General features: G+C 57.1%; 17 protein-coding genes. 9 read left to right on the top strand and 8 right to left on the bottom strand.

Going from position 1 to position 20,493, the window contains the following annotated elements:
- Positions 1-111 precede the first annotated feature (111 nt).
- The 3 genes from BV034_RS34785 to BV034_RS14770 form a co-directional block, all read right to left on the bottom strand.
- Positions 112-981 carry a trypsin-like peptidase domain-containing protein gene (locus tag BV034_RS34785; protein WP_265593021.1) on the bottom strand — a complete coding sequence of 290 codons (870 nt, stop codon included), beginning with the start codon at positions 979-981 and terminating at the stop codon, positions 112-114.
- A gap of 50 nt (positions 982-1,031) precedes the next feature.
- On the bottom strand, positions 1,032-1,625 hold the full coding sequence (locus BV034_RS14775) for a twin-arginine translocation signal domain-containing protein (RefSeq protein WP_050027774.1): 594 nt from the start codon (positions 1,623-1,625) through the stop codon (positions 1,032-1,034).
- A gap of 95 nt (positions 1,626-1,720) precedes the next feature.
- Entirely contained in the window at positions 1,721-2,542 is an 822-nt protein-coding gene (locus tag BV034_RS14770) for a polysaccharide pyruvyl transferase family protein (protein ID WP_050027773.1), read from the bottom strand.
- A 71-nt stretch (positions 2,543-2,613) separates the two neighbouring features.
- Here BV034_RS14770 and BV034_RS34780 point away from each other — a divergent pair, with 71 nt between their 5' ends.
- Positions 2,614-3,336, top strand: coding sequence for a glycosyltransferase family 25 protein (locus tag BV034_RS34780; protein ID WP_081887832.1), 723 nt, complete (start codon positions 2,614-2,616; stop codon positions 3,334-3,336).
- On the opposite strand, the gene BV034_RS14765 is transcribed toward BV034_RS34780, so the two are convergent.
- Positions 3,272-6,388, bottom strand: coding sequence for a glycosyltransferase family 9 protein (locus BV034_RS14765; protein WP_081887831.1), 3,117 nt, complete (start codon positions 6,386-6,388; stop codon positions 3,272-3,274). The genes BV034_RS34780 and BV034_RS14765 overlap by 65 nt on opposite strands.
- A gap of 193 nt (positions 6,389-6,581) precedes the next feature.
- On the opposite strand from BV034_RS14765, the gene BV034_RS14760 reads away from it, so the two are divergent.
- The 3 genes from BV034_RS14760 to BV034_RS14750 all read left to right on the top strand — a co-directional run bounded on the left by BV034_RS14760 (position 6,582) and on the right by BV034_RS14750 (position 8,847).
- Positions 6,582-7,490 carry an SGNH/GDSL hydrolase family protein gene (locus tag BV034_RS14760; protein WP_265593020.1) on the top strand — a complete coding sequence of 303 codons (909 nt, stop codon included), beginning with the start codon at positions 6,582-6,584 and terminating at the stop codon, positions 7,488-7,490.
- A 125-nt stretch (positions 7,491-7,615) separates the two neighbouring features.
- On the top strand, positions 7,616-8,104 hold the full coding sequence (locus BV034_RS36060; protein WP_265593019.1) for a hypothetical protein: 489 nt from the start codon (positions 7,616-7,618) through the stop codon (positions 8,102-8,104).
- A gap of 26 nt (positions 8,105-8,130) precedes the next feature.
- Positions 8,131-8,847: a glycosyltransferase gene (locus BV034_RS14750; RefSeq protein WP_050027769.1), complete on the top strand. Its 717-nt coding sequence runs from the start codon at positions 8,131-8,133 to the stop codon at positions 8,845-8,847.
- 568 nt (positions 8,848-9,415) lie between these two features.
- On the opposite strand, the gene BV034_RS14745 is transcribed toward BV034_RS14750, so the two are convergent.
- Positions 9,416-10,744 (bottom strand): gluconate:H+ symporter, encoded by a 1,329-nt coding sequence (locus BV034_RS14745; protein WP_265593018.1) that lies wholly within the window; start codon positions 10,742-10,744, stop codon positions 9,416-9,418.
- 145 nt (positions 10,745-10,889) lie between these two features.
- Entirely contained in the window at positions 10,890-11,657 is a 768-nt protein-coding gene (locus tag BV034_RS14740) for a hypothetical protein (protein ID WP_050027767.1), read from the bottom strand.
- A gap of 205 nt (positions 11,658-11,862) precedes the next feature.
- Between BV034_RS14740 and pssA the strand changes: the two genes are divergently transcribed.
- The 5 genes from pssA to BV034_RS14715 all read left to right on the top strand — a co-directional run bounded on the left by pssA (position 11,863) and on the right by BV034_RS14715 (position 15,175).
- The gene (gene pssA / locus BV034_RS14735; RefSeq protein ID WP_050027766.1) at positions 11,863-12,732 is read left to right on the top strand and encodes a CDP-diacylglycerol--serine O-phosphatidyltransferase; all 870 of its coding nucleotides are present in this window, start codon (positions 11,863-11,865) and stop codon (positions 12,730-12,732) included.
- A 67-nt stretch (positions 12,733-12,799) separates the two neighbouring features.
- Complete coding sequence (locus tag BV034_RS14730; RefSeq protein WP_050027765.1) at positions 12,800-13,309, top strand: pyridoxamine 5'-phosphate oxidase family protein; 510 nt, start codon at positions 12,800-12,802, stop codon at positions 13,307-13,309.
- A gap of 109 nt (positions 13,310-13,418) precedes the next feature.
- Positions 13,419-14,018 (top strand): glycine zipper domain-containing protein, encoded by a 600-nt coding sequence (locus tag BV034_RS36055; RefSeq protein ID WP_050027764.1) that lies wholly within the window; start codon positions 13,419-13,421, stop codon positions 14,016-14,018.
- Between the two features lie 85 nt (positions 14,019-14,103).
- The gene (locus BV034_RS36050) at positions 14,104-14,562 is read left to right on the top strand and encodes a host attachment protein (RefSeq protein ID WP_050027763.1); all 459 of its coding nucleotides are present in this window, start codon (positions 14,104-14,106) and stop codon (positions 14,560-14,562) included.
- Positions 14,563-14,620: 58 nt separating this feature from the next.
- Positions 14,621-15,175 carry a hypothetical protein gene (locus BV034_RS14715; protein WP_050027762.1) on the top strand — a complete coding sequence of 185 codons (555 nt, stop codon included), beginning with the start codon at positions 14,621-14,623 and terminating at the stop codon, positions 15,173-15,175.
- 773 nt (positions 15,176-15,948) lie between these two features.
- On the opposite strand, the gene BV034_RS14710 is transcribed toward BV034_RS14715, so the two are convergent.
- Positions 15,949-18,555, bottom strand: coding sequence for a VWA domain-containing protein (locus tag BV034_RS14710; protein ID WP_050027761.1), 2,607 nt, complete (start codon positions 18,553-18,555; stop codon positions 15,949-15,951).
- 44 nt (positions 18,556-18,599) lie between these two features.
- Entirely contained in the window at positions 18,600-20,474 is a 1,875-nt protein-coding gene (locus tag BV034_RS14705) for a BatA and WFA domain-containing protein (RefSeq protein WP_050027760.1), read from the bottom strand.
- Between the last annotated feature and the right edge of the window lie 19 nt (positions 20,475-20,493).

Raw genomic sequence — 20,493 nt, 5'->3', positions numbered from 1 at the left:
GCAGCCAGAGCCCCCTCTATTCCATCTAGTCTCGAAAACACCAAAGCGGAAGGTTCGCTCAGGCACTCTCTCCGAACGCACCTCGATGAGCAAAACGACCCGCAGAACCATCTACTGCGAACTATGTCTGTGTCTTGCTATGATGCCATCGACAATGCGTTGCGAGACACCCGAGCCAAGAAGCATCGGCATCCCATCCACCACCTGCTGCCCAACGACTACTCCTATCAACTTTCCATCCTCATTGACGATCGGGCTACCACTATCCCCCTGCTTTCCTGAAGCATCCAACCATACAAACCACGTATCCGCACTCGTAATCTCCACCTTCTTCACCGCACATTTGTGAACGTAAGGTCCCGGATATCGCAGCGGATTAGCCGCCCAATACACACCCACATTGGAGGTGGGCGCTCGATGAAAGAAGCCAAGATATCCGGGAGTCTTGCGCCGAGCTTTTAGTATGGTCAGGTCAGATGAAACCAAATGCTTAACAACACTGCATTCGACTTCTCTAACCTGCGAATTTCCAGTCGCAACTGCCCCGCCAAGGTTGCGCAAACCAACTATCGGCTGACCTGACCCCGTAAAATCTGAAACCAGACAACCCTCACCATCCGGACCCAAAAGCATCTTGATCACAGCTCTCTCGCTCGCAACATGCCCGGACGTTAGGTAGTAGCCGTCCTCTGAAACCGGAAAAGCCATTCCCCCGGTAATTTCCAGGCCGCGGCTTGGCTTCAAAAGCGACGAACTTCGCCCACCCTCGGTCTGCCAAATCTGCACCGCCCTCATTGCTGCACCCAACCCCGGATCAGAACTTTGACCCGATCTCGTTCCAATATGAGTGCAACCCGTCAGGAACATGCAGGCGGCACCGGCAAACGCCACAGAGCAAATAATCAGTTTTCGATGCAGCGCTAGAAAGTTCACAACAAATGCCTTAATAAATCCTGCTTTGACTGGACTCAGGTTTCTCAAAGCCCACACTGCCCGATAGAGGCATCAGACAGTGTGGAACAAGTGTCGATCTAAAGCAACTCGTAGGTACCAGATGTGGCAGGATCTGCGAAATAGTCGCCAATAGCAATCTGCGTGGACGACGTATTGGCAATCGTGCCAACTCCGGAAGTCACCTCGGTAATTTCGATGGACTGCCCCGGTGCCAGAAGCACCAATGAAGTTGGATCATCAATGAACTCCGCAAGGATGATATCCGTGCTCTCCGTGTTCTCAATAACCAACGTATCATTTAGGGCGCTGTAGGAGGTCCTACCGCGACGATTTCCCGAACCAACGTTCAGTTTGACTTTGAGACCGAAAGACAGCTCCCCCTGCGAGGTGCCATTGTTGTCTTTCACAGTATATTTCACCTCTACCTCGGGCTGACCCGCGATAGTTGCGCACGATGACAGGCCAGATCCGAAAGCGAACACCAATCCCGCCTGCCCTACCGTTTTTAGAAACTGACGTCTCGTAGGCTCATTTGCTTCGTTCTTCATTAGCTGTTTCTTTTTTTGTTTCGGAGTCGCCATAGATATCTCAAATGCTCCAATCCCCTGCAATTCTTTTTCCACGACCTGAAATAAATTTCGCATGCACCAATCCACATCATCGATCAACATTCAGAGCAGCAAGCTTTGGTTATTTCCCATTTCCCCGATCACCCTTCAGTTCATTCACACACCACGCAGCAAATTGATCACCAAAGGGTCGCCGACTATTGGAACCGAACGGAATACTGATCAAAATATTTTCCCAGCCTGGCTTCCAACTCTCTCGCAGACGGAACTTCTGCTGAACTTGCAAGACTTACCAGATCATCTGGTACAATATCCGGGTGGCAATCATCGATCACAACGCAAGCAACCTTTGCCGACGAACAAAACCAGTCCATCTTTCGATCTCGCGACAACGCAAAACAGCGGATTCCGTTGCCGGCGGCCATTACCGCCCCATGGAGCCGGCTTGTGATCACCAGTTCAGCCTCAGAGTACCGAGATCTGTCTTCCAACTGATTCTCACACTGAACGACCCCCAAACCCAACTTTCTGGCAACCTTCTCAGCCAGAATGTATTGCCACCCAGCATCAATCAGATCAGGATGCACAACCGAAAGCACATATTTGCCTTGATACCGCGGAACTCTAAAAAGAAGACCCGGAGGAGGCAGGAAGTCCTGATCTTCAAACACTCCAGGCGCCACAGGCCCCCTGAACCTGGAACGCAAGTCCACCTGATTTTCCCCAGGCAACCACGACGCACTCTGGCCATGGCCCAAACACACCCCAGTACCAACAAACCAAAGTTTCTGATCACAAGGCAACCCCTTCCAGAAGGGCTCAAAATAGGGCATCAATGTCCCTCCACCGGCAACAACTGGCACCAAACCATCGATCTCTTTGTAGACAAGACTTCGATACTCAGAATTCGCAACAGCCTCATCCAGCCAGAAGATCCTCCCCTTACCCATTCGCCGTATGACAACACGGAGATCCATGTGCTCGCCAAGATTTCGATCATTCGCAGATAAATAGATCATGTCGCGGGAATAGTTTACAAGCACATTGATTGCACTTGCGTGTTACAAAACAATTTCATATCAATTTCTCCATGCAAGGTATTGTCATCAGCCTCGACCACGCCACTGAAAGACGCACACGTTTCTTCTCCAATGCGAGAAATCATGGATGGGACATCAAACAGTTTGATGCGGTGAACAAATGCAACCTAAAGGTCATTTCCTCAAATACTTCGCACTGCCTCGTCCAAGACCAGTCAAATTTTTCCGCATCCATTCGCACCACTGTTGACGCCATCGGCCGCCCCACCGTGTCGCCCGGAAATATCGCCTGCGCACTTTCTCATGTCCTGATCTGGAAAAGGATTCTTCTCGAGTCACTTCCGTACACATTTGTTTTTGAAGATGACGCCAGAATTCTGAAAAAATGGTCTGAGCCCGCTTGGCCTAATGACACAGATTTCGTTTTCATCGGCGACAGGGTGAGCGGTCTTCTGCCCACCAACATTGAAACAGAACCTCAACTAGCAGCCTATCTACAATCTCATCGCTACCTCCCGCTGGTCCCCGGATGCGGAACTGAAGCCTACATCGTCACCTATAGTGGAGCTCAAAAGGCCCTCAAAATCTTCGAAGAACTGAAACAACCAGTGGACCTGCAATTGCTAGCCTGCGCACACGGCACCCGCCTGACGAGGCATTCCCTTCTGAAACTGAGATCACCTGGTGCGCCAGAGTGCCGTATCTCTGTCACACCTGAATACTACACAATTCATGACGATCTTGGGCACAGCTACATTTCCGACCCAACCTGACCTTCGCATTTCTGACTATCTTCTCCACAAAATTTTTCTGAAGCGCCACCATTCGCTCCCGGACAGAGCTGTCGAGAAGCACACTTTTGAGCGGCCCGCCATCACTTAGCTCGCGCAAAGGTATCATCCCTTTCCATTCTTCTGACGCTCTCATGGCGGAATCTCCCGACAATACTACGGGGGTCCCAAGCGCCAGACAAGCGCCTGCAACCTGCATGCTTGTTGCAAACACGAGTCGCGCAGACCTAATTTCATCAAGACGATGCCGCGTGTACTTCCTCATATAGTTCGGATGGCTGTTGACTGGCCCACTCTGAGTCAGTCGCCTTGCAAACTTTGGAAGCGCCGCGGTTTCCGGAAGATCGATGGCGATCGAGCCCTCCCGAACGCGCTCTTCGATTTGCGACGTGATTCCGAGCACCAACGGGCCAATGACGTCCGCCTCGATTCCAAGTTTGGCTAATCGGAGCGCAGTGGCTTCATCTTGACAACCTATGGGAGCACACTCCATCAGATAATCTCGAGCCCGATATAGCTCATTGTCATCTGCTTCAAAATGCACAGCCAAATACGCAGCGGCCACCCTCTTGTTTTTGCTCAACTTGTCAAAATCAACTCTCAAACCACCACTCAACAACAACACACAATTGCGCGGTTCGTGTTCAATGTTGTCAATATCACAGTATCCCTTCAAGTCCGGACACAGTTTCTCAATCGCGTATGTCTCGAAATCGTGATCAAGATTTCCACTGCGAGAGTAGAATCCAGCAAATACCGGGATTTCACCGGCCGGTGTCTGAACTCCAGAACGTGTCACCGTAGGTATGCGGTCGTTCAAATTGCGGCCCAGCGGCGCCCCATCCCCAGCTTTGCATAGGCGGCTCACCTCTTGGGCCACAACTTCTGGATCAAGAGTGCCAAGAGCAGCGCAGGCAACATCACAAGCTTTGTTGTAGCCCGCACCTACTTGCCACCTGCAACCAGTGCAACTCGATTTTGGCCGCAGACTTTTGACGCTAGGCACAATATCAAAAAGATAACCCTCCGGCAGCTGAGCATGAATACAGAACGCAATCACCCCCAGCAAACCTGCAATATGGACCATCCCACTGTCGGGGCCGACCACTGCGACAGCACCCAGCATGAAAGCGGTGACAAGTTGAGGCTCCAGATCAAATAGCCAGATTGCACAGGTGATCCCGAACGCCTCCTCCACACGAGCCTTGTCGTTGGCTGTGCTGAGGACTATGCATTGAAACCCCTCATTCTCCAGAAGATGCACAAGTCGCGTCCAATGCGAAAGCGTCCAATCACGCCCGCGATGTGCGGCGAAGGGGGTCAGCACAACATAGCGTTTACAATCGACCGGCACCCGATCCACCGTCGCATCAACCGACATTGGACGACACGGTTTGATCGCATGGTCAACCAATCCCGCGTACCAGGCAGCGGCTGATCTCGCGCTCCTCAGTTTGATGTCGGGTCGAGCAGACAAATTTACAATCCGAGCACCGAGATGATTCTCTTTTCTGAAGGACTTGATGATTCTAAGGTTCGGGTGAACCACCCGATCAAACCAATCAGCGAACCGAGTGCAATAGACAACACTTCTAGCATGAGAAGCAGCACCCACCGCCGCATAGAGTCCAAAAACATGATCCCCAATTCCGTCCTCGACATTGACAATTACGACCTCCTCTCGAGACAGGTTGTCAACGTGCCCAATCGAAACAGGTCCCGGTTGTTTTGAGAGCGTGGGAAACAGTATGTCTAAACGGGCCATCTCTACGGGCCAGAAGCTGTCACTTTCGCCAGCTACCCCGATCCAAACCGGCAGGTCATCGATCGTTTTGGGCTCAAAAATGGCCTCCTTGTTCTTCTCACCAAAAAGGCGGACCTTTTCGGTCGCCCCATCCAAATGAACCTCCCAGTACCAAAGGCCTGCAGACTCCAGCCCCCGGACCAATCCATCATCCAGAAGCTTCAGCATGACTCCAGAGGATCTGATCCGAGCCAAATCTTCCTTAAGACCAGACTCAGAGCGCCCCCTTCGTTTCCTTACTATGAGCCCAGCCAGATTGTCACCAAGGCGTTCCGAGCATCCCGTCACCGTCCATTTGACACCCTTTTGCACACTAATCCCTGACACGAGCAAATCGACATTAAGGAGAGCCCTATACCTGCCGTCTGAAGCGACATCCGGCTCGGCTGCTGGACTGTTGATCCTACCACTCCACATGCTGGTCAGGTCAGCAAGAAAACTTCTGCAAAGATTGTCATGCAGCGTGCCTGCAACGGCGGGATTGAACCCATACAACTGCCATTTCAGAAGGTTTCGGTGCTGGAAGATTCTGTCGCCGCTGAGATCATGTTGACACATGACGCCCCCAAGGTCAGGAGCGTCCGCAGCACTCAACATCTGTATTGGAGACTTGGGCATGGCAAACTCAAGGTTGTGCTTGTGCCAGGCGAATCTAAATGTGTCCTTGTCCCCCCATAAATACTGGTAGTAGAAAGATGACATGTAGTTCATCTCCATCACGGTCTTAAGCGCAGGAAGACATTTATTTTTGTTTACGACAATCTGCCCACTTTCAAACTCGGGCTCATCTTTTGGAAATACCCCCATTATTTGCCATATCTCTGCATATGGATCGGCCCTATTGATATCTGGCCAAAATATGGCCCCCTTTTGCCTATATTCTTCTTCCTCGAAAAGATACTCCGGATCGCGAACGGCAAAATTATCGCTATCCATATACAGAACCTCTGCAAAGGCACTGTTGATAATTGCAAATGGTTTCATTGCCCAGCCCTTCGGGGCGGGGTGGCCGTGGACCTTTGCCCAAGCGGAGGCATCCCGCATTTCGACTTGTAGAGGCGAAAATATCTGAACTACGCGGTCATCCACTTCATGGCGGCCTTCATACCAGAGCTCGATCGGCATTCGGCAACCGACTTCCCGCAACAGGCGGATCGATATATAGGCATTCGTGAGATAAGTTACTCCCCCGGCACACACAACAATTCCTCTGTCAGCGCGGTCTTCCATAGGGCATTGCTTCGTTTGATTCGTCCCTTCGATATTCGATTCAGAATGGACAGTTGCCTTCTATAAGCTTCGAATTCGCAGTTTAGATCAATATCTTGGCCCGAGACAACCTCGAATAATTGCATTCATTTATATGGCGAATGCAATATATTTTCCTCTTTCCTAATGCATGCATTTTTGTTAGAAGCGGCCCATGTCGAGCAGTATTTGCAAATGCGGTGAAGTTGATCGTTCTCTTTGCCGCTCTTTGCGCCGACTGAAAACTCTCTACAGTTTGATACTTTTCTTAGCCTTGTATTTCAACATTGCCACCAAGGCACTTCCTTCAGAGATACAGCACACTTCGAGGCTCAATCTTGATGAGGTAGTAGCAATCGGCGCAAGTCTCACCGACGGGTTTACTATAAAGGACCTATTGGAGGGCTCAGAAAGTCCGGGGCTTAAGATAACACCCTACTTCGACGCTGCAATTTTGAATGCATCAGGCAGATCCAGGTCTTTCGCATCGCGCACAATGTACGAAGATCCTGTTCGGCTGGGTCATGATATGGTGAATAAAGCCATGGCAGCCAAGCCGTCCGTGGTGCTGGCAGTTGATTTCCTATTCTGGCATTGCTACGGCAAGCATAGTCCCACTGACAGAATTCACATTCTGAACACTGCATTGACTGACCTGGATTCTATTGGTTGTCCAATTGTCATTGGCAACATTCCCTGGCTGCCAAATGCCAAGATCATTCGACCAAACCAGAGACCTTCCTTTGAGGACGTGGAAGAGGCAAACCGCACCATACTTAAATGGGCGCAGTCGCGCCCACACGTAGTCGTGGTGGACCTCATCGACTTGCACAGGCGCTGTGAAAGAGATGCGTCGATTGACGTCGGCCCCCTCACAATCCCAGCTGGCCATACCAATGAACTCATGCAGAAGGACGGGCTACACCTGACACCACAAGGCACAGCGTTGCTTGCAATGGTGGTTGCGGAAGCACTTAGAAAAGGTTCACAACATACATGGAACCTCAAACTTACGTACGAGTTCCAGAACGTCTTCCAGCGAGGATTTCAGCAGCAACCCACGAACCCCTTGCCTCGCAAATGAGGTCAGATGATCTGTCCAGTCACCGAGCAATTTGGCATCTTTTCGTTTACCATGCAGCCTCACTGCTGCTTGCAGCATCATTGAGCGCTGACGACAGTGACGCATACTCTCCGTCCAAGTTCGACATGAAGCTGGCAGAGAGAATGCTGACTGATTCTCCATTTCTCAGGCGGGTCTCACCGCAGGAAACCATTTTTCTAACAGGAGTGGCAATTATCCACGGTGCACCCTTTGTAACGGTCTACGACAGCTCCACCCGATCCAATCATACGCTATCTTTATCACAGGACGCCCGCGGCTGGAGCGTTGTATCGGTCAAGGCAAACTCAAATCCACTGCGTGCAACCGCGATAATTTCAATAAATGGCGAAAATGTCAATGTGCGATATGCAGCCAACCAAGCCAGAGATCTTTCAGATTCGCCCAAAAGCCGTGATGCCGGAGCCGAAAGTGAAATTCGAAGACGATTGGATGCGCTTCCTGAAGCACAGAGAATTCAGGTATTCAAAGAACTCAGAGCCAGACGCACCCAACAGGGTTCTACTAGCGACCTGGAGCGACGAAGGCAAACACTGGAAGTACTGAGCAAGGTCGAGCAGGCCATGACGAAATAGAAAAAATCTCTTACTAAAATTGCAAAATGATCTCCACCGGATTGCCGTCGGACGGTGCAAATCTGATTCCAAAAATCCTCCACACCATCTGGCTGGGCAAGCAACCGATGCCCGCGGATCAAGCAACCTGGATTGAGGGTTGGATATCAAATCACCCCGGATGGCGTCACCTCCACTGGACCGATTCAAATCTTCCTACACTTTCTCATCCCCACTTGTTCTATTCTGCATCGAAACCTGCCCAGAAAGCAGACATTCTTAGGATCGAGGTGATTTGCCGCCATGGTGGGGTGTATATCGACACGGATATGGAGTGCCTGCGATGCATTGAACCGATCATAGAAGGTGCGCAGGCGTTTGTCGGGAATGAGCTGCCGGGCCGCCCCAGCCAGGCTGTTTTGGGAGCCGTTGCAAACCATCCCTTTTTCTCCTACATGCTTAGCCAACTCCCTTCTCGCGCACCCTACAGTGGCGACATTTTATCTGAAACAGGCCCGGTGTTCCTCAATGACATGCTAAAGAAATATTTTGGGGAGTTCGCGAGAGGACAGGTGGTCGTCGTCGATGGAACATCAAAACGAGCGGCCATGCTCCTGCCTGGGAACTTTTTGCTCTTCGAACCGTGGATCTTTTTCCCCTACTATCTTGGGGAAGCATGGCATCCTGAGTGCCATCCTGATAGTTTCGCCGCTCACCACTGGGCCGGAAGTTGGTTTGATTTACCTCAATCAACTCAGCGCTAGCACGGGGCCGAGCTCCCAAAGGCTTACCTTCTTCTGGCCATAGCTAGATGCCATCCCGTTACCCATAGACCTTGCACAGGGTGCCAAATGCAATGCCGCCTCAGAGATGCTGTCAGCATCCAGACCCTATCCACCCAATTCACATGGTGTTGCGATGTGGGGCGCGGAGGACCGTATACAGACGCATAGACATTCTTGTCCTGATCTGCCCCAAGCCTCCCACGAGGTCGCATCGCTCCCCTATTATCGCACTCTCTGGGTTGTAGGGCGACCGCTTTGGTTGCCGTGTCAGGCGACGCTCGTGGCAAGCGGGGCGCTCGCCCTTCAGTAGTTTTTTCAAGGGGTGATTGTCTATGGAGCACCAGGCGTCGTGAAATGCACTTGCGACTGAGCAGGGCTGGAACCCCCGCCTCCATTTCAAATGCCACCCATCCTCTTCGTACCTTCGTACCTTCGTACCTTCGTACCTTCGTATGAGGATTGGAACCAGCAAAAAGCCCACCCTGACTTGCGTCAAAGTGGGCTGACGAGGGGAGCAACATGCTCCGGTTGATCGTTCGCAAACTGCTTAAAACACTGCGTCCAGCGCCAGGGTCACCAGCAGGCCGCTGATGCCGACGAGGGTCTCAGTCAGGGTCCAGGTGCGGAGCGTTTGGGAGACGGAGAGGCCGAGCGTCTCCTTCACAATCCAGAAGCCAGCATCGTTGAGGTGGGACAGGAACAGTGAACCGCAGCCAATGCCCACGACGAGCAGTTCCGGATTCACGCCTGGAGAGTTGACCATCAGAGGGGCCACGAGACCGCAGGCGGCGGTGATGGCCACGGTGGCGGAGCCGGTGGCTACGCGGATGAGCGCAGCACAGAGCCAGCCAAAGACCAAGGTGGGCAGGTGGAAGGCCAAGGCCATCTCGCCGATGGCGTTGGCGGCGCCGCTTTCACGCAGCACGCGGTTGAAGCCGCCGCCGCCGCCCACGACGAGGAGGGTCATGCCCACAGTCGCGATGGCTTTTTCGCCCACCTTCAAGGATTGCTCACGGGTGAAGCGGAAAAGCAGCGAGGCAAAGATGACGGAAAGACCAAGCGCCACGGTCGGGTTCCCAATGACGCCGGTGATGTTCTTGAGTTGCGCGGGAGCCTTGGGCCAGAGTTCCACAGCCGTCTGGCTGAGGAGCAGGATCACCGGCAGACTCAGCACGGCCACGGTGGCGCGCAGGGTAGGCTTGGGGCGTTCATTCTCGGTGGAGGGAGCGGCCACCGGTGGGGGCGCGGAGGCTTGCACGTTCTTCACCGCCCACTTGGCAAAGATGGGACCGGAGATGGCCGCCACGGGAATCGCTGCCACCAGGCCCCAGAGCATCACCTTGCCGAGGTTCGCATGCAGCGCCTCGATCGCCACCAGCGGGCCTGGATGAGGCGGCATGACGCCGTGCATGATGGAGAGCACCGCCAGCATGGGAATGGCGAGCTTGAGGAAGGGCTCCTTGGTCTCCTTCGCCAGGGTGAGGAGAATAGGCGCCAGCATGACCAGGCCCACGGCAAACCAAGTGGTAAGACCCACCGCCAGCGCCAGGATCATGAGACACCAGTGCACCCGCTTGGGACCAAAGATCTGCACCAGCCGCACGGCCAGCACCTCAGCCCCGCCCGAGACAGCCAGCATGCCGCCCAGAATCGTGCCCAGACCCAGAACGCCAGCGATCCCGCCCAGAGTAGCCCCCATCCCGTCCTGAAAGGCCGTGGCCACCTTGGCCGGGGACATGCCCGCGCCCAGGCCCATGAGGAGGGCGGCGAACAACAACGCCAAAAACGCATTCAGACGCAGCCAGGCGATCAGCAAGATCAGCACGGCAACCGCCCCGAGGGAGAGATACAACAGGTTGATAGATTCCGGACTCACGGCGCTGATAAAGCCAGTACCGCCGCGCTCCGTCAATAAAGTATCGGTTTAGTTTTATTGAAAGTTTTTACGCATGGCTCCGGGGGTTGGGGTGGGTGGCGACCGCCTCCAGACTCACGGCCAGCCCCCGAGTCCCGGCGTCAAATTACACCTCGAACCCCCGGTCAGTATCGCCTGCCGCATCTGCGCGGCGGTTCGCCTGTGCCGTGGCGAGATAGCCGGCCATCAAGGGTGATAGAGGCAGCTTTCTGTATTGGGCATACCAGATCTGGTTCTCGATCCAGAACCGGTAGAGAAACTCCTCCAGGGAGTGGGCACACAGCACTGCTTCCTTGAAGGCCCTGTCATACTCCACCGGCGCCTCGTCATCCTGGAGGGCATCGAAATACTCCTTCTCGTAGAAGTACGGTGCAGCCACCACCCCGGCGGGTTCCTCGGGTCTCAACCACAGATACCAGAGGCAGCAGCACTGCGAGTCATGAAGAAATCTTAACAGGAATCCATCGGAGCCTGAATCACCGCAGTTAGGGATGGGTACCAGCTGATCTGAGAGCTCAAGGTAACAACCGGTGCAGGTGAGGATTCTCGACTGGAAAGCGGAGTCTTCAAAAAGACGCGCCAAAGTCTCCGACCATCTCAATCCCAGCTTGGCGACATCATTGCGCAGAAGGGTCAGATCAGCGGAGCCGTGCTCACTCATCTGCAGCACACAACCATCCTCTACCAAAGCAGATTCGTGTTCTGAAATGGGCCATACCCACGGCCCATGCTGTTGCAAGTTTTCCACACCAATTTCTGGAAGCAGATGTCCCTCTATGGACCGGTAGGTGCGGTGCTCATCACCGAGGTCGCACCAGAGCTCACTGGTCCCAGCTGTTACCCAGACATGACGGAAGATTTTCTTGTCGTCCATGACACGCATCCATACCTGTCGCACCGTCCATTGCAAAATCATCCTTCCTCACAGGCGATGCCTGCCGTCCCCTCCTCCACCTTTTGCCGCATCCGTGATCGCTTTTTCCAGCGATACACTGGAGACTGTCCCAGGCTGATTTCCTGATCCGCTTGAATGAACAGCGGGCGTCCTGCCCCCACCAACCTTCCTGAGGCACCCATCCATGTCAGACACCGCTGAACGCGAGCCCCGGATCTTCGTCCTGCCCAACTTGATGACGGCGGGCAACCTGCTGTGTGGCTTCCTCGCCTCACTCCACATTGTGGGCCGGTTCCAGCCGGACGATGGCCACCAGCGGTACATCTGGGCCATTGGCCTCATCCTGCTGGCCTGCTTCTTCGACCTCCTGGATGGCCGACTGGCGCGCATGACGGGACAGTCCTCCTCCTTTGGGCGCGAGTTTGACTCGCTGGCGGACGTGGTGAGCTTCGGCGTAGCCCCGGCCCTGCTCATGCATGACATTGTGCTGGCCGAGTTTGAGCAGTCCATGGCCGGGCTGGGCTGGCTGATCGCCTGCATCTACCTCGTCTGTGGGGCCATGCGGCTGGCCCGGTTCAACTGCCTTGCCGCCATGCCTCATCAGGGGGGATCCACGCACTTTCGTGGCTGCCCCATTCCCGTTGCGGCGGGGGTCATCGTGTCCCTCACTTTGTTTCTGCTCTGGCTGGATGGGTCCAATCGCGAGATCGGACGCTGGCGCTATGCTCTGCCGGTGCTGATGCTTATCCTCTCCTACCTCATGGTGAGCAATGTGGAGTACCCCTCGTTCAAGGCGGTGAACTTCCGCACCCGCCGCTCCTTCCACTGGGTGCTGGTGAGCATTCTGGTCCTCTTTTTCACCGTGCGGTACTGGCAGTGGATGCCGATGGTACTCTTTGTCTCCTACCTGGCCTACGGCCTCGTGCGCCCTTGGATTTCCCGTCAGTGGCGGCAACAGCTGGAGGAGGAGGACGAGGAGGAAAAGTCGGCCAAAGCGTCGCCTCCTGCCCCGGCTCGTGATGACAGCACGGAGGATCCCGCTTCTCTGATCTGATCTAAAGCTCAGCACCCCAACCCCGAAACCAGACGGCCACAGGGGAATTGAGATCCGATTTCAAGTTATGAAAACGCTTCCCTCCCTGGAAGAGCAGCAGGAGCATTTCCGCCGGCTGCTAAGTCGCTTCTCCACGGCGATGCTGGTGACTCATGGGCAGGCAGACTCGTTTCATGCACGCCCGATGGCCTTGGCGCAGATCGAACCCGACTGTCGTGTCTGGTTCCTCACCCACCGGGAGTCTGCCAAGGCGCACGAGATCCAGACGGACACCCGTGTGCTGGTGATCTGCCAGAGGGAGCACGATGCCTATCTCACACTGAGCGGCCGTGCCACCCTCGTGGAGAACCGCGCGAAGACGGAAGCCATCTGGAAAGAGCCCTTTCGCGTCTGGTTTCCAGACGGTGTTGAGGATCCCGATCTGGTCCTGATCTCCGTCATCCCTGAGGATGGGGAGTTCTGGGACAATTCCGGTTTCCGCAAGATCAAGTCCTTCATGGAGTCGGCCGCCGCCTACGTCGCCGGACGACAGCCTCGCATCGAGGAAGGTGAGGAGCACGGCGTCGTTCATCTTTGAAAACGGCCACCTCCCCCTTCAGGACCGTTCTTGAGGTCGCAGGCATGCGACGGGCGGCCCTCTGCGGACTTACTTGCCTGCAACTTAACCCCCCACCCCATACGCCATCATGAAAACGGCAACGATTACTGACGCCACAGGGCTGGCAGAGCACGTCGCAAGGGAGAAGCGCCAGGATGAGCTTCTGCACCAGCATCATGAAGATCCCGTTACAGGCGAACCAGGGAGCCATCCCTTGGGCGCTGGCATCGGGGCAACCGGCGGAGCTGTGGCAGGCGCCATTGCGGGTGCCATTGCAGGACCTGTCGGCTCCGCCGTAGGGGCCATCGTCGGTGGCGTCACCGGCGGGCTCATGGGCAAGGAGGTGGCAGAGTCGCTGGACACACAGGACGGTGTGCTGGCGATCGCCCCCGCAGGCTGGGAGGCCTGGTGGCGCGACGCTTATCTCAGCGAACCGTATCTGGATCCCACTCTCGATTTCGAGGAGTACCTGCCAGCCTATCGGCTCGGCTATGAAACGCACGCCTGGCAAACGGGCACCTTGTTTGAGGACATCGAGACCATTCTGGAGAACCGCTGGGAGGAAACCCGCGGCACCTCGCGTCTCCCGTGGTCCATCGCCAAAGAAGCGATCAAATCCTCCTGGCGAGTGCTCGATGAACGAGGCGAAGCGGGCTTTGATCCGCCCACGCCTCCCCAAGCTTCCTAGACCCTGTACTGCATCCAATACTCCCCCTCCCGAACACCCAGGGGGCAGCCCCATTCAGAATCATTTCAGAGCGAACTTCCTTTCCATGAAAACGCCTCCTCTTCTCATTGTCGCCGACCGCGGCGTGATCAAAACCTTCATGGCCAATGGGCAGCAGCCCGGCTCGGTGCCCCAGCTTGCCGACACCATCCGCATCGACGAAGCCCACCAGAAATATCAGGACATCTACACGGATCAGGCGGGATCGTTTGCGAAGCGCGGCACCGGCCATGTGGGCAACTCCACCGCGGAGCGCATGCACTTGGACACTGAGAAACAGACGCGCATCATCCGCCTCATCGGCGAACACCTGACGGAACTGCTGGATCTCCACCGCCCGAAGAAGTGGGGTTTCGCCGCTCCTTCAGACATCAATGGAGCCATCCTCTCCCACCTGTCCCAGGCGTGGACCAACGCGATCGAAGTGAATCTCACCAAGGATCTTACCAAAGAAAGCCCTACACATCTGCGCGATCACTTCCTCGCCGCCCGCGGCGCAGCGTGATCCGAGTTGCCCCTTTTTTTCCCAGGCACGTATCCTAATAAAACACCCCCGGTTTGCCATGACGTCCTACCATCATCGCACCCCCGTACCGCGGCCCGCTTCGTTGAAACAACTCGCCTACCTGCGGTACATGAATGTATCCTACCCCGCCGACATCGGTGAGGCTGAGGCCAGGGACATGATCCACAAAATGGAGCATGCCTCTGACTATGATCAGTGGCACCGCCTCGTGGAGAAGAAATGCGCCTGGCGCACGGATCGCTTCATCCTGCATCCGCGTCTGTTCCTGCACGAATTCCAGGTGTACTATCATCAGGACCTGCCGGTGCAGTTGCGGGCGCATCTGGTGCATCACCTCTCTGCCACGCTGCGCTGGCCCACCTTGGGATCGGTGAGGGAGTGCATGAAGGCGCTCACGAAGTCGGAGCCCAACTGGTGGCACAGCCAGGATCTGAATGACCACTTCATGGAGTATTATCAGGAGTGGGACAAGAATCGTCGCGGGAAAACCGAACCCAAACCAGAAGCCCTTTGGGATCAGCTCAAAGGAGCGATCTCGGTGCTCTCTGGGCTTACGCCGGAAATGTTGCACATGAGGCCAGGCAAGGCGTGAGGGGGGGGCAAGCCCCCATTGCGACTCACCCGAGTTACTCCTTGAACCCGAAGGGTTCGCCCATGCGTAGCCATTAGCACACGCGGGGTCATGCGCACTTTGGGATTGCAGAGTGAGGCCCCGTTGCAGACGCCTAGCTAGTGCCTCCCAAGGAACCTTGGGGGTCTGACATGGAGGTGTTGACGGCGGTGGGGGAAAGCAGATGCTGTCGGCCTTCCCACCTGATCATCCTCTGCGGAGGTACCCAGGGTTGACTCGCTTAAGGCTCGTCCAACCACTGGGCTGGGCTAGATATCCCCTTCGGGGATAAACTGCGGACCGAACTGGCGTCGGTTCCTTGGCGGCCACCCCGAGCGCGGCGGTTGGTCAGTTCTCCTCACGTCGACAACTACAGCCGCCTTCGGAAGCAGTAGAGAGACCATGCAACCAGATATTATGACCGCAGTCAGCCTGCTAGCTCTCGCCCCGGGCGGCAGCGTTCCGGCCGACTACGTGTGCATTGACTCGGAACAGATCCCCTCAGCCGCGTCTCTTCACCGGCGGTTGTAGCTGTCGACGTAAGGAGGCACATTTTTTCCGGTCTAAAGCAAGCGCAGCCGACGAAAGCCCACGCTCACCCAACGCCGGATCTGCTGGTTGCTTGACGCGGTTCGCTACCCCATCGTTACTTATTGGATGCGATCGCTCTTCCTCCGACCACCACCGGCGGTTGAGCAAGCACAAACCGCCGCTCCTTGGGGCCGGGCAACCTGCGTTGACGTTGCGTTTCCCCCCTACGCCTTCCGCGGGATCCATCCTGTGGCGATGTCCCACAGGCCGGTGACGTGTTCCCAGCGCCGCACTGCGACATCGAGCATGAACATCACGAGCAGAGCTATGACAATGTAGGGCCAGAGCTCGACATATCGGCGGGCTTTGGTGGTTCCTAGATCCAAAGCGGTGCTCTGGTCCATGTAGGTGCCGCCGGTGAGGCTGCTGACATCCCGTAGCAACTTCTCATTCACCGTGCCGAGACTGACTTCGCTGCTCGGGTTGTGCACCCAACCTGCGGTCACCATCTGGGCGCCGCTTTGGGCCCGCACGAGATACACGCCGGGCTGCTCGGGACGGAAGGTACCCTCATACAATCCCGGGCCATCTTGGCGCAATGAAAGCGCCTGCACCGGCTTCAAGGGAGCGCCCAAGGATTCCGCAGAAACATAAAACACCTCTGCGGTGACACGGGCCTCATTGCCACGAGTACCAGCATCTTCCAGCACGTCCACACTCACGCGGGCCTCTTCGCCGGCGGTTTCACAGCGCAGATCCATATTCTGCCCTTGCGGTGGGCGAGCGGTCTCCCGCAACACTTGAGACCAGAACTGGCCGAAGCCATTCCAACGGCTGATCCAAAGGCTGGCCCAGCGGCTCTTCGCGTCGCTGGAGAAGGCGGTCACCTTGCCCAGACCATAACGCCAGTGCGCCAGGAGCGGGTCGCCCAGATCCGTGACCAGCGGCACCTGAGCGGTGCTCTTCCGCAAGGTCTTCACATAGCCCAGCAGCGGGGGCGACTCGAACTTGTCCCAACCTGCCAGAATGGGATGGCGCTCCACCAGCTTGGGCTCGAAGGCATCCTCCCGGATCATGCGGCCGGTGTGCACGAGCGTATCCTGGGTGAAAATGCGCACAATGTTGGCGGCATCCAGCGTGGTGTAGGACTTGCCGCCCCCCAGGCTGGCGATGGCTTGCAAGAGGCCCACATGCGCCCCGTCGCCAATCGCCACCGTGGAGATCGTCACACCTTCAGCGCGGCACTGCGAAGCCAGGGCCTCATACCCCTGGCCGCTCGTCTGACCATCGGTGAGGATGATCATGTGCTTGATCTTGGCCTTGGTCCGCTGAAGGGCGTTGCGAGCCTCAGTGAAGGCAGGGTGCAGGTTCGTGCCCCCGCCGCTGGTCAACCCGGCAATCTGTCCGGCCACCGCGCTGCTGGAGGTAAGCCGCGTCATGGGCACCACGACGTGAGCCTCACTGTCGAAGGCGAACACACCGATGCTGTCGTTGCGGGTAAGAACCTCCGCCGTGGCGATGGCCGCGCTCTTGGCCATCTCCAGCTTCTCCCCGGACATGGAGCCGGAGCGGTCAATCACGAGGGCCAGGGCACTGCTTTGTTTCTCCTCCTCATCCGGAGCCTTCAGCCGCACGGGCAGCACTTCCTCGATGGGGGTGCGGTAATAACCACCCACGCCAAACGAGTTGGGGCCACCTAGCATGATGAAGCCGCCACCCAGTTTGTCCACATAGTCACGAATGGCCACCATGGCCGTCTCCCCCACTTGGTGGGCGGGCACGTCTGAAAGGATCACGCCATCGAACCCGCTCAACTCCTGCGGCGTGGTTGGGATGCTGTTGGGTGCGCGCAGTTCCAGCTCGATCCCCTCTTTGGCCATGGCCTGCACGAGGTACTGGCCTTCATTCATGTCGCCCTCCACATAGAGCAGGCGCAGACGTCCGCGCACATCCACCAGCGTCAGCGCCTCATTGTTGGCCGGGATGGCATCGCCCGCGAATCCCTCCAGCACCGCACGGTACTTGTAGATGTTCCGAGTATCCGGGTGACGCACAAAGGTCTCCGTCACCGTGCTCCCGCTCACCACCTTCACGTTGCGGCGCTCCACTTCCACGCCGTTTTCAAACAGCTTCAGCAGACCCGTGCCGTCCATGGTGCTCTCCACCTCCACCTTCAGCTGAAGGGCGGCTCCCTCATGCAGACGGCTCTGGCTCGGCAGGAACTGGCGCACACGCACATCCGGCTTCCGGGGACCCGCCACGGGCACGGCATGAAGGTGCACATCCGCCACCATCGCCGCACGGGCGGCCTCCATCAGGCTGCCACGGGTCTCATGCCCATCCCCCACAAACACCACGTGCCGCGAGGTGCCAGCCGGGAATAGGGAGCGTGCATATTCCAGCGCCCCTGCATAGTTGCTCTGGGCTCCGTGTGTCTTCAGGGCATCAGCCCATAACTTCTCCCCACCCACCTTAAGCTCCGCTTCAGAGTAGAGTCGGGCTTCATCGCCAAACCCCGTGGTGTACACCTCCACATCACCCGGGAGGGCTTTGCGAATCTCGTCCGCTTTCTGCAGCACCGTCTTCACGCCTTCCGCACCCAGGCTCTGGCTGTTGTCCAGCGCCAGCACCACTGCGCGCTGGCTGCTCGTCACTACCTTGGCGGGGCCCGCCAGGGCGACCAGCGCCAGCATGATGCCCAAGGCACGCACCAGCAGCAGGATCTGCTTGCGTCGCGCAGGCATGGGGTGCGCCGACCGACGCTCCGCCCACAGCAGAAACGCCAGGGCGGGAAAGATCAGCAACAGTAAATAAGGTGACTCCCAGTCCATGTAATAGGTCTTCCCGGATCTAAATTTTGAAAATCATCGCTCGATCAATACACCGCCTGACGGTGGAACAACCAGCTCTCCACCAGCAGCACTCCCAGCACGAGCCAGAGGAGCGAGGTGCTCCAGTTGCCCCCACGGGCCCAGCGTTCGCTCACCTCCGGACCCGTGCCAGACTCCGCCTTGGCCTGGGCAGGGACGTCGGTCTCTTGCGAAGAGATCAGCAGACTGGCCAGGGTGCGGCCGTCACCGCCGTCCACCAGCCCCACTTGAGAAAGCTCCAGCCAGCCTCCTTTGGCATCCTGGGAGGTTTCCTCGAATCGAGTCCCCGTCCATGCATGCCACTTTACCAGACCTGCCGGCATCTCCACCAAGTCCCCAGGCCGCACGGCTTTCAGGGAGGCCAGGGCGTCATTGTTCTCCGCCGCCCAGTAGATCGCATTGCCCACCAGCAGGGGGAACGCGGAAAGCAACGCAAGCTGCTCACTGCGGCCCGGGGTAAAGGCAATAACCACCAGACGCTGCCCGCCAGACTCCCCTGCGGCCAACACGGGCTCATTGCCCGCCATCCAGAGGGTCTCCAGCGTGTCGCTGACATTGAGCACCGTCGTCTGTGTCACCGCCACCCGGCCACTGGCCACCCGGTAGAGCACAGGGTGCTCTGGCTGCACGGCCCGCACCGCCTCATAGGGCACGCCTGAGCCCAGCTTCTTCGCATGCACCGGGCCAGAGCTGTTGGGAGGGTTCAGCACTAGCGCGGGGCGGTCCGTGGGCCAGTCCGTCGGCACCCAGTTCTCAAACACATAGACATCCGCCTTCTCCTTCATCGGCCAGTCTTTCACCCCGCCCTTCAGCACCTGGATACGATCCTCTGCCAGCATGGAAGTGAGCGCCAGCTCCACGAAGGGGTCGGGCGAGTCTGAAAACCATGCCACCACGAGCGGTTTGGTTTCCGGCAAGGGCGACACGGCCACGTTGTCCCAGCCGAGGCAGTCGCCAGGGGTGCGCACCTCCATCTCCAGACGCTGGCCCTTGCCCCCTTCCAGCGGCAGGATGAGGCGGTTGCTCTCGCCCGGCTTCAACGTCATCTGACGCAACTGCACCGGACGGCCGTCGAGGCGGGCCTCCAGCGTGCTCTCCACCGGTCCGCTGTTGGCGCGCCCGGCCGTCACCTCTACAAATACCTCGAACCGGTTCCGAGCCAGTGGTGCCGGACGGATCTGGAAGCCGGTGATGCCGCAGTTCACAGGACTCTCCAGTGCCACATTCAGAAGGCGCATTTTCGGCGCCTTCACTCCCTCGGCTGGGGCTTCAGCCGTCAGCGGCTCCTGGGGCGAGACCTCGTCCGTGATCTGCCAAATCTCTGAAGGCGCATCCAGCGCAGCGAGCCGTCGCGCCACGAGCAGAGCCTCATCCGCACGATCCTCCATCGGCACCGGCTGGGCTTGTTGGATCATGCGCAGCAGTTCCCGCCGGTTGGTGCTCCGGGACTGGGTCACCTCTGCCTTGGCATCGTACACGATAAGTGAGGTCACCACATTCTCCGGCAGCGCGCTCAGGCGATCCTTAAGCTGCGTCTTGGCCTCCTCCATGCGGGTACGTCCGTTGCCGTCCGCCGCCGCCATGGAGGCCGACCGGTCCAGCAGAATCACGAGGCTCTTGGGCGTCTCCCCACCACCTTCACGGAAGGGCTTGGCCAGCGCCATCACCGCCAGCAGCACCACGAGCAACGTCATGAGCAGTGAAAGGATGCGCTTGAACCGCCTGAGCCAGGCTGACTCCTGATGCTCCTTCGCCAGCGTGCGGAAGAACAGCAAGGTGGACACCTGCACCCGCTTGGCCTTCCGACGGAAAAGCCAGAGAGCGATGGGGATCAGCGCCAGCCAGAGCCAGTGGAGAAAGTTGGGAGAAAGGAACTTCATTCAGAACAGTGTCGAAAGA

This window comes from Verrucomicrobium sp. BvORR034, assembly GCF_000739635.1.
Lineage (GTDB): Bacteria > Verrucomicrobiota > Verrucomicrobiia > Verrucomicrobiales > Verrucomicrobiaceae > Verrucomicrobium.
Note: the sequence above shows the minus strand (reverse complement) of the source record. Positions and strands in the feature narration are given on the sequence as shown.

Bases quoted from the DNA above. Each gene is read 5' to 3' on its own strand.
- BV034_RS14775 (WP_050027774.1), bottom strand. From the start codon at position 1,625: ATGTTGATCGATGATGTGGATTGGTGCATGCGAAATTTATTTCAGGTC.
- BV034_RS14770 (WP_050027773.1), bottom strand. From the start codon at position 2,542: ATGATCTATTTATCTGCGAATGATCGAAATCTTGGCGAGCACATGGAT.
- BV034_RS34780 (WP_081887832.1), top strand. From the start codon at position 2,614: ATGCAAGGTATTGTCATCAGCCTCGACCACGCCACTGAAAGACGCACA.
- BV034_RS14765 (WP_081887831.1), bottom strand. From the start codon at position 6,388: ATGGAAGACCGCGCTGACAGAGGAATTGTTGTGTGTGCCGGGGGAGTA.
- BV034_RS14760 (WP_265593020.1), top strand. From the start codon at position 6,582: ATGTCGAGCAGTATTTGCAAATGCGGTGAAGTTGATCGTTCTCTTTGC.
- BV034_RS36060 (WP_265593019.1), top strand. From the start codon at position 7,616: ATGAAGCTGGCAGAGAGAATGCTGACTGATTCTCCATTTCTCAGGCGG.
- BV034_RS14750 (WP_050027769.1), top strand. From the start codon at position 8,131: ATGATCTCCACCGGATTGCCGTCGGACGGTGCAAATCTGATTCCAAAA.
- BV034_RS14740 (WP_050027767.1), bottom strand. From the start codon at position 11,657: ATGGACGACAAGAAAATCTTCCGTCATGTCTGGGTAACAGCTGGGACC.
- pssA (WP_050027766.1), top strand. From the start codon at position 11,863: ATGTCAGACACCGCTGAACGCGAGCCCCGGATCTTCGTCCTGCCCAAC.
- BV034_RS14730 (WP_050027765.1), top strand. From the start codon at position 12,800: ATGAAAACGCTTCCCTCCCTGGAAGAGCAGCAGGAGCATTTCCGCCGG.
- BV034_RS36055 (WP_050027764.1), top strand. From the start codon at position 13,419: ATGAAAACGGCAACGATTACTGACGCCACAGGGCTGGCAGAGCACGTC.
- BV034_RS36050 (WP_050027763.1), top strand. From the start codon at position 14,104: ATGAAAACGCCTCCTCTTCTCATTGTCGCCGACCGCGGCGTGATCAAA.
- BV034_RS14715 (WP_050027762.1), top strand. From the start codon at position 14,621: ATGACGTCCTACCATCATCGCACCCCCGTACCGCGGCCCGCTTCGTTG.
- BV034_RS14710 (WP_050027761.1), bottom strand. From the start codon at position 18,555: ATGGACTGGGAGTCACCTTATTTACTGTTGCTGATCTTTCCCGCCCTG.
- BV034_RS14705 (WP_050027760.1), bottom strand. From the start codon at position 20,474: ATGAAGTTCCTTTCTCCCAACTTTCTCCACTGGCTCTGGCTGGCGCTG.